General features: G+C 52.2%; 9 protein-coding genes. 1 reads left to right on the top strand and 8 read right to left on the bottom strand.

Annotated features, from left to right (window positions below):
* Positions 1-96 precede the first annotated feature (96 nt).
* Together addA and C814_RS10540 are read right to left on the bottom strand one after the other, a co-directional pair.
* The gene (gene addA / locus C814_RS10545; protein WP_016317794.1) at positions 97-3,630 is read right to left on the bottom strand and encodes a helicase-exonuclease AddAB subunit AddA; all 3,534 of its coding nucleotides are present in this window, start codon (positions 3,628-3,630) and stop codon (positions 97-99) included.
* Positions 3,623-6,961 (bottom strand): PD-(D/E)XK nuclease family protein, encoded by a 3,339-nt coding sequence (locus C814_RS10540; protein ID WP_016317793.1) that lies wholly within the window; start codon positions 6,959-6,961, stop codon positions 3,623-3,625. The genes addA and C814_RS10540 overlap by 8 nt, the downstream gene beginning before the upstream one ends.
* A gap of 138 nt (positions 6,962-7,099) precedes the next feature.
* On the opposite strand from C814_RS10540, the gene C814_RS10535 reads away from it, so the two are divergent.
* On the top strand, positions 7,100-7,504 hold the full coding sequence (locus C814_RS10535; RefSeq protein ID WP_016317792.1) for a bacteriohemerythrin: 405 nt from the start codon (positions 7,100-7,102) through the stop codon (positions 7,502-7,504).
* A gap of 62 nt (positions 7,505-7,566) precedes the next feature.
* Here the strand turns inward: C814_RS10535 and C814_RS10530 are convergent, their stop codons facing one another.
* From C814_RS10530 to C814_RS10505, 6 genes are all read right to left on the bottom strand, one after another.
* On the bottom strand, positions 7,567-8,094 hold the full coding sequence (locus tag C814_RS10530; RefSeq protein ID WP_016317791.1) for a 2-oxoacid:acceptor oxidoreductase family protein: 528 nt from the start codon (positions 8,092-8,094) through the stop codon (positions 7,567-7,569).
* The gene (locus tag C814_RS10525) at positions 8,094-8,849 is read right to left on the bottom strand and encodes a thiamine pyrophosphate-dependent enzyme (RefSeq protein ID WP_016317790.1); all 756 of its coding nucleotides are present in this window, start codon (positions 8,847-8,849) and stop codon (positions 8,094-8,096) included. The genes C814_RS10530 and C814_RS10525 overlap by 1 nt, the downstream gene beginning before the upstream one ends.
* A complete protein-coding gene (locus C814_RS10520; RefSeq protein WP_022788308.1) occupies positions 8,849-9,919 on the bottom strand; it encodes a 3-methyl-2-oxobutanoate dehydrogenase subunit VorB in 1,071 nt (356 codons plus the stop codon). The genes C814_RS10525 and C814_RS10520 overlap by 1 nt, the downstream gene beginning before the upstream one ends.
* Before the next feature lie 19 nt (positions 9,920-9,938).
* Entirely contained in the window at positions 9,939-10,145 is a 207-nt protein-coding gene (locus C814_RS10515) for a 4Fe-4S dicluster domain-containing protein (RefSeq protein WP_016317788.1), read from the bottom strand.
* Between the two features lie 40 nt (positions 10,146-10,185).
* On the bottom strand, positions 10,186-10,866 hold the full coding sequence (locus tag C814_RS10510; protein WP_016317787.1) for a nucleotide-binding protein: 681 nt from the start codon (positions 10,864-10,866) through the stop codon (positions 10,186-10,188).
* Between the two features lie 275 nt (positions 10,867-11,141).
* The gene (locus C814_RS10505) at positions 11,142-11,789 is read right to left on the bottom strand and encodes a precorrin-8X methylmutase (protein ID WP_016317786.1); all 648 of its coding nucleotides are present in this window, start codon (positions 11,787-11,789) and stop codon (positions 11,142-11,144) included.
* Positions 11,790-11,799: the final 10 nt, after the last annotated feature.

Here is an 11,799-nt window from a genome sequence, read left to right as displayed (position 1 = left end):
ATTACCCAACTATACCATAAAAGGCCTTCTTCTGCAAGTGGTTTTCTGCAAAAAGCGTCGAAATCCCGGACCAGTTTTCAGGTCCGGGACAACAATTTAAAATGAAATGGATTTTCCGAGTGCAAACGAATAGATGACACATTCCTTAACCCGCACACCAAGGCTTTCTCCGAGCACCTGGCGGTAAAGTTCAAGCTGGATGCGGTAATGCTCGGAAAGCTCCTGCACGTCCTTCACCCGGTCGCTCTTGTAGTCAACGATAACCGCCTCCCCCTCTTCCAGAAAGACACAATCGGCAACCCCTTGGATTGCAGTTTTTCCCTCTGCATCAAACAGGTCAATATACGTGCCCAAAAGTTCCTGTCCCGCTTCTACAAGGAAACGCAGCTCCCGGTAGACCTGTCCAGAGGAGAAAATCCGCTCTGCAAGTTCACTGGAAAAGAAAGTATACAGCTTGTCCGGATCAATTGCATCCGCTTCTTCGCGGGAGAGGAACCCCTGCGCAGCCATACGGGCGATCTCAGCAACAGGGTCTTCCGCCGCAGCCCGGTAATCTGCAAACTGCATAAACTTGTGCAGCGCATTCCCACGCTGGGCACCAGTTAACCCATCTTTTGACAAAAAGGCTGGTCGCCGGGTAAACCGGTAACTCTTTGCGGCCTCTCTCTTGGCGATCTGAGAAACCGCCATCTTAGTTGGAATGAGGGTCTGCATTCGAAATGGATAGACGTAGGAGAGCTGATCCTCCAGAATGGAGGCAAGGCTGGGATCGGGTTCTGGCAATCCAAACTCTTGAATCGCTTCTTCTGGTGTCTGGCTGTCCCGAAGTGGAGTAACCCGCAATACAACCGGGGATGAATCCAGGACTGTGTTGGTCTCGATCCCCCATGCAGAAAGCTGTTTGGCGAGGCCAGGGTGGTGAACTGCTGCCATCAGGAGCCAATCCAGATAGCAGGACGCACCCCGTACCGGATGAGGCGGAAGCCTGCCCTGCTGGTCGGTTTGCACCACAAGCCCAGCCAATTTTTCCGGAGCCTTCTTTTTCGAAATCCCAGTGATAAGCAGCCGTTCCTTCGCGCGGGTCAAGGCAACATAGAGAACCCGAAGCTCCTCCGAAAGAGAGGAACGCTCGATCTCGAGGCGAAGCGCCTGCATTGGCACTGTGCTGAACTGTTTCATCAGTTCAAAATCCCTTCGCACACAGGCAAACCCCAGCTCGGAATGAAGTAGGGTATTCTGCCACAGGTCCTCCTTATTAAACTGTTTTGCAGTGTCACAGAGGAATACTACCGGAAATTCAAGTCCTTTTGAACGGTGGATACTCATAATTCGCACGACGTCTGCCTGTTCGGAAAGGCTTACCGAAGGAGACAAATCGCCGCCACGTTCCAGCAGGCGGTCCAAAAACCCCACAAATCCGGACAGTCCTTTGTAACCGCTTGCGTGGTAGTCGCAAGCGTACTGTACGAGCAGCAGCAGATTAGCATATCGAGCTTGTCCCATCCGCATAACGCGAACCTTTGCAGGATAGTCAAACCGGTCGTAGATCTTCCGTATCACCTGATCGGCTGTAGAACTGGACGCAAACTGCCGCAGTGTGAAAATCGCCTCAACTAGTTCCTGACAATGAACATCCCCATTTTCAGCACATCCATTCACTGCGGTCCAAAGCGGTGCCCTGCGCCGCTCCAATCTGATCCGTGACATCTCATCGGCGGTAAACCCTAAAAAAGGAGAAAACATCACTGCCGTAAGATCAATGTCCAGCAGCGGATTTTCGATCACCCGCAACAGGGAGAGAACCGGCGCGATCTCGCGCGTTGTGAGGAAGCTGCTTTTCGGTTCTGCCCATACGGGAACCCCTCGTGCGGAAAGTGCTTCCTGATAGAGTTGAGCTTTTCGTGAAGGGGAGCGCATCAGGATGCAGATGTCCTTCGGCGTGATCCGGCGCATCTCCTCCCCGTCCGCGACCAGCATGCCGGATGTAAGCAGTCCCACAATCCGTTCCGCGACAAAATCAGCTTCCAGAGCATCACGCGCCTGCTCCCCGGCATATTCCGAAAGGTCGATCAGGTCAATTGTACATCCTTCACGCGGATAGTCAGGGAACTGTGCACCCGCTACAAGCTCTTCCTCCTCGTTGTAAGCGATCTCCCCTAGCTTTTCACTCATTAGCAAACGGAAAAAGAAGTTAATGCTTCCAGTGATTTCGGGTGCACTTCGAAAATTTTTCCCGAGCACAATTTTGGTTGGGAACCGGATGCCATCATAGGGTTGATATTTTTTCTTCTTCTCCAGAAACAGCTCGGGCATCGCTTGTCGGAATCGATAGATGCTCTGCTTGACATCTCCGACCATGAACAGGTTCTCCTCTCCTTTGGAGACTGCCCGGAACAGAATCTCCTGTGCTGCATTGGTGTCCTGAAACTCGTCCACCAGAATCTCGTCGTAAAGCTCTGACACCGACTCTGCAAGAGGTGTCCTGCTGTATCCCGCCCCTGCTGGTTTGACCAGAAGCTCGATCGCATACTGTTCCATATCCGAAAAGTCCATCAGGTTGCGCTGCTGCTTGGCATCTGTGTAAGCCCGGTCGAACGCCTTGACCAGCTCGAACAGAACCTCTACCATCGGACGCAGGAAAGCGATATCCTCCGAGAATTCTGCAGCCGTTGCGCAGAACTGTTTGTCCCGCAGGTCTTCAATCAGTTTTTTCACCTGACTGCGCATCCCCTGAACCGCTTCTTTCCGGCTGCCTCCATTCCGCAGCGGAGAGAGCTTGTCGAACGAAAAGGCATCCAGCTTTTCGCAGATACCATCCCACCGACCATCACAAACCCGCTCGAAAAGCTGCTCCAGCTGGGACAGATCATGCAGGAAGCCATCTAAATAGGCTTTAGACATCGCTTCGTCCAGCTCGATGACCGCGAGCGATCGCCGGGTCAGGCCAATCGCATATTCGACGGCTTCCCGCGCATATCCAAGGATACTTTGCCCCCAGATGGTTCCTTCCACCGGGAGTGTACTGTCGTAAAAGCCGAGCTTGTGGTCTAGCCAATCGTTGTAAAACGGATGAGACCGCACAAAATCATAGAGGCGAAACAAGGTAGAAAATACCCGGCTGTCATCCCTTCCGGAGCTAAGCAGCTCAACCAGACGGGCAAAGGTCCCATCCATACCATCTGCGTGGAATCTTTCTACCGTTTCACGTGCAATGTCACGGCGCAAAATTTCCAGCTCTTTTTCGTCTCCTGTGCGCACATTGGAAGAAATTCCTAACTTTTGGAAGTTGGTTCGGATCAGTTCCAGACAAAACGCATGGATCGTGCTGATCTGCGCTCGCTCCAGAAGAAGCTGCTGTCGCTGCAAACGTTCATCAGTAGGATTTTCAGCAATCATTCCACTAATCTTTTCCATAATCCGCTGCTTCATTTCGAGTGCAGCTGCATTGGAAAAGGTTACCACCAGCATTCGGTCGGCATCGATCGGATTGTCCGCGTCAAAAATACGACCAATCACACGCTCGACCAACACTGCAGTTTTTCCGCTTCCTGCCGCTGCTGAAACGAGCACAGTACCACCGCGAGCCTGGATTGCATCCATCTGCTGTGGTGTCCATTTTTTTTCAGACATCTGTTTCTTCCTCCTTTTTCAGCAGCTCCAAAGCAGCTTCCAAATCGAACGACCCTAGGCGACGCACCGGGTCACCATCCTCATGAACACAGATATTGTGATAATCGCACCATTGACAGGGCGTATAGTCCTTCAATCCATCCACAGGGGTGGCTTCTACCCGGCCTTCGTGCAGGAAGTTTGCCAGATCGCGCAGATTTTGCTCAATCTTTCTCTGGATTGTCCCCATCTGGGCCAGTGTCGCCAACGGACTGGACGAGGTATACCCTCCATCCTTTTTAGAACGTACCGGGATAAAAACACCAGCCAGATTTGGCTCCATAGCCGAGAGAGACTCCCTGTCCTCAAGCAGAAGCCCATTCATACGGAGCAGCTTTGCCTGTTCTGTCATAACTGCCTCTGCGGGGGTATTTCGCTCGACCGAGACGATCTGGTCCCGCGCAGGCAGATAAAGTACACCCGCAGGAATAGACTGGGCATTGCCCTTCTCCTGATCGGAACAGATTGAAAACAGGTAAATCAGCATCTGCATATTCAGGCCAAAACAGACGTCCGACAGATTGAAGCCCTTTCGGCCGGACTTGTAGTCGACCACCCGCACGTATCTTTTTTCTCCGCGCTGGTAAACATCCACACGGTCTACCACCCCTTCGACAATCACCCGTGTGCCATCTGGTGTGCGCAGATCAAGCGGTTTGACCTGCGCATCCATGCGGATCGGCATCTCAAACGCTTCCGGCTCAAACAGGCTCTGCACAAATTCCGATGCAAGGCGCTTGAGCAGGCGTACCAGTGTATTCACAAGCCGGCGAAAAAGATATTTAAACCGTTCTGGCATCCCATCAAAATCCTGAATTTTTGCAGACAGATGCTCCTGAACCATTGCAGCGACCTCTTCGCGCAGCTCGCTGTCTTTACGGAAAGCGAGGCCGCGTCCTCCATATTTACGCACCATCTGTTCAAGCACCAGATGAATGAGCGAACCGGAGGCAATCGGATCGAACTCGACCCGGCGGCGCGCACGCAATTTAAGCCCTGATTCGCAGAAATAAGAAAACGGACAGTTATAATACCGTTCAACCCGCGACGGAGAGAGACGGAGCTCTTCGCCAAACAGGCGGCGCGCAAGACGTGGTTCCTGAATCCGGAAAGTCCTTCCCTGGCTGGCAGTTATCAGGCTGTCCAATTTCTCGCAGGAGTGCTTAGAGAACCAGTTCCGCAGCACCACCTGACGCTGGGAAAACTCCTGCCAGCTCTGGGCCATCAGGTCAAACGCGGTCGTTACATTGCAGGCACGTTCAAGCGGGTCCTGCTGGCAGGAAGAAACCGGGGGCCTCTCCAAAATTTTTTCTACCTGCGCAACCGCCGATGATGGTGCAAGGCCCGCTCCTGCGGTATTTTTTTGGGGATAGGTCAGCCAAAGCTGTTCAGATGCTTGTGTCAGAGCAAAATAGACATAGTATTTTTCAAAAAGAGCCTGTTGCTCCGGGATACGCAGCAGATCAATCCCCTGCTCCTTGAGAAGTCCACGTTCAGATGCCGAAAAAATACCGCCCGCCGATGCCCAGAGCGGAAACTCCCCCTCATTCAAGCCGATCACAAAGACTGCGCGAGGTTGGTGAGGGCGGATACGGTCTGCCGATCCCACGATCACCTGATCAATCGTCTGTGGCAGTATCCCAATATCAATCTGTACTGTCCCCATACGGAACAGGTCGATCATGCGGACAAGCGGCTGATGCAGCCCGGAGAGCACACCACCAAACACATCAAGCAGTTCGACAACCGCATCCCAGACCTGCGCTGCTGTATCCAGAAATTGCTTTTCTTCAAGTGAGGACATTCCCTGTGCATAGGTTTGCAGATGTTCCGCTGCACCAGATGATTCCAAATAGTGAAACACAGCAGAAGCAAACCCCTTCCCGTCACAGCCCTCAAGCGACCGCATCAGCAGGTCAATCGGTTTTACAAGACGCTCCCGGGTTTGATTCAGCCGGTCGAGCCGCGCGGACTGCTCTGGAGTAAAATCTTCCTCCATCCCATCCGGATGGTTGACAAACGGTTGATTCCAGCTTGAACCGGTAATTCCCCATGTGAAGCAGTAATTTTCGAGCGCTCCTGCTTCGATCGGGTCGATACCGGTAATACAGTTCTTGGCAAGAGAAAGCATCGGCTCCGAAGAAAACCGGGTACGGGCAGCTTCCAGTGCACAGAGCAGACCGCTGATGATCGGGTGAACCTGCATGTCTTGGCGGATATCCGCAAAAAACGGGATATCGTACCGTCCAAATACAGTCTGAAGCGGAACCAGATACCGATCCATACTTCGTCCAATCAAAGCGATTTCCCGATATCGGTAGCCATCCCGCAAAAGCAAATATATCTGTGACGCGATATATTCCAGCTCGTCATAGATGTCTTCACAGCGGATGATCTGAATATCCTGTGTACTAGAAACACTGGTAGGTCGCAGCTTCGGAAATTCTTCCGCGAGACGGGCCAGAGCTGGACTTCGAAACCGGTGCGGAGTTTCCAATATCACCGGTGCCGCAACCCGGCATCCACGCTGTCTGGCAGTTTCGATCAGGCGGTTGGCAGTGCGCGCAGGTGCGGTGAAAATCCCGGTATCCGACCGATCAGCCAATCCCGAACAGGTCAGTGCAGCAAACACTTCCGGGCTTTTTTCCAGAATTTTTCCGATCAACTGCCATTCTGCACCCATGAATGCCATAAATCCGTCGATGAATACCCCGTACCCGGCAAAAAAATCCGTGTATCCCAACCGTTTGACTGCTCGCATCAGGCTGTCGTCCGGATCGCTGTATCCTCGGTCGATCATTGCCTGATAAACCTCAAAAATGAGAGCGATATCCTCGAGCTTGTCGGAAAAGTCCCGGTCTCTGCTTTCCAGTGCAGCTCTGCGAAGGGAGTCGGGCGCTGCCCCAGCTGTTTTCAGTTCACTGACCGTTTCGCACATCGCCCCAATAAATGCCGCGCTTCCACTGTTTTTCCCGTAGGCTCGCAGCTCACCACCCAGTTCATCCAGAGCCGCACTCATCACCAAATATTTTGCGGTTTCATTCATATGGATGCCCGCCAGGCCACCCAATTCCCGAAAAATTCGGTCACAGAGACGTGTGAAACTGAGCACTTCAACCGAAAGTGCATTTTTGGCCCCCAATTTCCGGCAGAGCACCTTTTCACTTTCAAAGGAAGCCTGTTCTGGAACAAGCAGGATCGCCCGCCCGCCCCGCTCCACCCATTGCTGAATATGGTGATAAAGCAGCGTCGTTTTTCCTGTCCCGGAAGTTCCAAGAAACAGATGCAGCATCGCTTGTCCTCCTAACAAAATCTTAATTAAATAAAAACTAAAAAAGGGGTTGAAGCATATACAAAAAAAGTATATAATAGGGACAATCCAGCAAAACATTCAACCAATTTTAGGAACCAGAAAGGAAGTTGCTTTGTCATGGCTTATATGTGGACCAAAGATCTAGAGACTGGAAACTCGATGATTGATACGCAGCACAAAGAGCTGATTAGAGCGATCAATGATCTGCTTCAGGCGTGTTCCGCAGGCAAGGGCCGCGCGGAGATCGAAAAAACAACCAAATTTCTCTTTGACTACACCAACAAACACTTTGGAGATGAGGAACGCCTCCAGATGCAGTATGGCTATCCTGATATGGTAAACCACAAAAGATATCATGAAGAATTCAAGCGGACGGTGCGGGATCTTACCGACCACCTCAACAAGGAAGGTCCAACGGTTGCCCTTGTCGGAAAGGTCAACAACAGCATTGCCGGCTGGCTGATTAACCATATCAAAGTCCAGGACGTCAAGGTTGCCGCACATATCCGTTCCAAGTCGTAATCTATCCCTTCCTGTTCATAACCAAAAGCCTCGGGTGCATTCTGCATCCGAGGCTTTTCTCTTTACAGGCTCATGCCCAGTTTCATAGCCTGAATGTTCGGCTCCGCCAAATGCTGTTTTTTCGGCGGAATACATTTCCGAATCGCCTGCTCCACCGAATCTACCGATGCGAACTGGCTTTCCGCCAGCGCCTTTCCCAGAAGGATGATATTAGATAGTCCTTCCAGATTCTGCTCGCTGGCCAGCGTTGTCGCAGGGACATAGAAACAGCTAATATCGGTACGATCGCAGGTTTTGTCGATTAAAGCACTGTCGATAACCGCAATCCCCCCCGGGGTAACTGTACCAATAAACTTGTCATAAGATGGCAGATTCATCACAATCAGCAGCTCCGGATTGAGCACCAATGGAGAACCGATCGGTTGATCGGAAAGACAGACCGAACAGTTTGCAGTGCCTCCCCGCATCTCTGGACCATAAGAGGGCAGCCATGACACCTGTCTATCCTCCATAAGGCCGGCATATGCAATGATCTTTCCGGCGAACAGGACTCCCTGTCCACCGAATCCAGCCAGAAGCATATTTGTCATTACGGTCTAACCCCCTTTTCGGTCTTATCTGCATAAACGCCCAACGGATAGTAGGGCATCATATTATCGCGCAGCCATTGCAGAGCTTCCACAGGGGTCAGCCCCCAGTTTGTCGGGCAGGTGGAAAGAATCTCAACGATCGAGAACCCTTTCTTTTCGATCTGACAGGTAAACGCTTTTTTGATTGCCGCTTTTGCCTTACGGATATTCGGCACCGAATCAACCGCGACCCGCTCCGCATATGCAACACCGCTCAGGGTGGAAAGCATCTCGCAGACCCGCACCGGGAATCCGGCGGTTGCAACATCGCGGCCATACGGGGTGGTCTGGGTGACCATACCCGGCAGGGTGGTCGGTGCCATCTGTCCGCCAGTCATGCCGTAAATGCCGTTGTTGACAAAAATAATTGTGATGTCCTCGCCGCGGGTCGCTGCGTGGACTGTTTCCGCAGTACCGATCGCCGCAAGATCCCCATCCCCCTGATAGGTAAAAACCACGCTGTCAGGCAGCGAACGCTTGATACCGGTCGCGATCGCCGGGGCACGCCCATGCGCAGCCTCGACCATGTCACAGGCAAAATAATCGTAAGCCATGACCGCGCATCCAACCGGCGCGATCCCGACCGTTCTGCCTTCTACATCCAGTTCATCGATTACTTCCGCGACCAGCTTATGAATCACCCCATGTGTGCATCCGGGGCAATAATGGGTAGGCGTCTCCACAAGTGCGTGGGGTCTCTGATAAACGATAGCCATTACCGGTCACCTCCCGCTAATTTCCTGATCTCATCCAGCACCTCGTTCGGGGTGGGGACGATACCGCCGGTATGCCCAAAGAATGCAACCGGAGCTTTCCCGTTAACAGCAAGGCGTACGTCGTCCAACATCTGCCCCATACTCATCTCAACACAGAGGAACGCTTTGGCGGTATCCGCAGCTTTGCTGATCGCTTCGGTCGGATACGGCCAGATCGTTTTGGGCCGGATCAGGCCGACCTTGATACCCTGTTCCCGCGCGGTGTTGATCGCGCTGCGTACAATCCGTGAGGTCGCACCATAGGCCACAACCACATACTCCGCATCCTCAAGCAGGTATTCTTCCCACTGCGTATGTTTCTCCTTGACGATCTCATAGCGCTTGAACCGTTCAAGAACCGTCTGCTCAAGCTCATCGGGTTTCAGATAAAGCGAGTTGATGACATTATGTTTGCGCTTGCCCTGATGGCCGCAGGCTGCCCAAGAAAATTTATCGAACGGTTTGACCTGCTTTTCCGGGAAACTGATTGGTTCCATCATCTGGCCGAGCATACCATCTGCAAAGAGCATTGCGGGCATCCGATAGGTGTCTGCAAGCTCGAACGCCTCGAAGACCATGTCCACCATCTCCTGGATCGAAGAGGGCGCAAATACAAGGATGTGGAGATCACCGTGGCCCGGGGCGCGGGTGGCCTGCCAGTAGTCTGCCTGTGAAGGCTGGATTCCACCGAGGCCCGGACCGCCGCGCTGAACATTGACAATCAGACAAGGCAGGTCGCAGCCCGCCAGATAGGAGATTCCCTCCGACTTGAGCGAAATGCCCGGCGAGGAGGAGGAAGTCATGGCGCGCACACCGGCAGAAGCCGCACCGTAAACCATGTTGATTGCAGCAACCTCGGACTCCGCCTGCAGGTATGTACCGCCGACCTTCGGCATACGTTTGGACATATAGGCCGCAACTTCGGTCTGCGGCGTAATCGGATATCCAAAGAAATGATGGCAGCCCGCCTGCAAAGCCGCTTCTGCGAGCGCTTCATTCCCTTTCATCAGTACTTTCTCACTGGAAGCCAATAGATTTCACTACCTTTCACTATTTCTCCACGGTAATTGCGCAGTCTGGGCAGATAACCGCACACATCGCACAACCAATGCAGCTTTCCATGTCGGAAACAACCGCGGGGTGATACCCCTTGATGTTCAGGACAGACTTATCAAGCAGGATAATCTTTTTCGGACAAACCGTAACACAAAGGCCGCAGCCTTTGCAGATACTGTGGTCAACCGTCATCTTTGCCATATCTTCAGACACCTCCTTGCCGGGCATGTGTAAGCGCACATTACACTTCCCACGGCTTTTTTACATAAACTCTTACAGGGTAAACCTCGCTGTCAGGAATCATGCTTCTGACTTCCCCGGAAAATTCTTCCGGAACTGCGGTAAACAACAGTGGAAGACCATAACATGCTGCTGTTTCCTGTGCGAATAACAGTTTATCCGCAATCACCTGCGGAGTGGTCAACTCCCCGAGATTGGAGTTATTGACTACCGCAGTCGCTTCAAGACGGGATGCGTTCTGGATCTCTGAAAGCAGGCTGGATGCTTCTGCTGCGGTGCGGGTCAGGTACCGGTAACCGTTCACAACATAAAGCATGTCACAGCCACCTGCCTCCTGAATCGCTGCACTGTAGCGACCAAGCGCTGCCGCGCCTGCATCATCCCCACCGACATCAATTACGATCTGCCTGTCAGTATCCAACACTGCGTCCAGACGGGCTGTCAGTGCAGGGATATCCAGATTGGTGCGTGCATAGGGAGGGGCGATCATCTCGATACCGTTCTCTTCCAGCAGCCCGGTAAAATCCGCGCTGCGGAAATAGGGATTGACAATATCGAGATCTGCGAGAGCCACCTCTTTTCCCGCCTTGCGAAAATCCATTGCCAGATTGACCGCAAGGTTGGTTTTCCCGCTGCCATAGTGCCCGACAATAACCAGGATTCGTTTGAGCTGTTCGAGCAAACATCCACCCCCGTCTTTATACTTTAGATTTTCTTATTATAACATTCCTGCTCTTGTTGCACAACATCTGACCGCGAATTTTGTAGAATCGTTTGATTTTACTTTAAATTGGTGTCATGACAAAGTGCAATTTCTACAAAAATAGCTTTGTTTTATCCTGCGGTTTATTTGTCCATATTTTCCACGGTGCAAGGACATATACACAAAAATCCCCCGAAATTTCATCGAGGGATTTCCACCGTGGACAGATATGCACAATTCAATCACCTTGGAATTCACATTCCGTAAAGCAGCGCATTTACGATTGCAGCCGCAACATTGCTCCCTCCTTTTCGCCCACGCGCAATGATGTGTGGAGCTTGGATCTGTCCTGGTCCTCCTGTAACAAACAGCTCTTTGGACTCTACCACATTGACAAATCCGACCGGCACTCCAATCACAAGTGCAGGAGAAAGTTTCCCTTCGGCGATCAATTCATACAGCCGCACCAATGCTGTCGGCGCATTCCCAATCGCAAAAATCAGTTCCCGGTCAATCCGGGAGGCCTTCTCCATACTGGCAACCGCACGAGTGGTGCCGTTGTCTGATGCCAGCCTGACAACATCCTGATCGGATATGAAACAGAACACCTCTCCCCCATATTCCGCAAGCCGTTTTTTGTTGATACCCGACCATGCCATCCGGGTGTCTGTGACGATACACGCCCCTCTCCGGATCGCGGCGCGTCCTTGTTCCACCGCATCTGGGGAAAAGGACAGGGTTTGTGCATAGTCGAAATCCGCAGTAGTATGGATCACCCGCCGGATTACCGACTCGTTCTCTGGTGCAAGGTGAATGCCTTGTTCGAGCAGAATCCTGGAGATCGTCTCCATGCTCTGCCGTTCAATCTCAGAAGGCTGCGTATATTTCAGTTCGATTTTCATAAGTATCCCC

Origin of the sequence: Anaerotruncus sp. G3(2012), from assembly GCF_000403395.2 — a bacterium.
Lineage (GTDB): Bacteria > Bacillota > Clostridia > Oscillospirales > Ruminococcaceae > Anaerotruncus.
The sequence above is the reverse complement of the archived record's forward strand: the minus strand, read 5'-3'. Positions and strand labels throughout refer to the sequence as shown.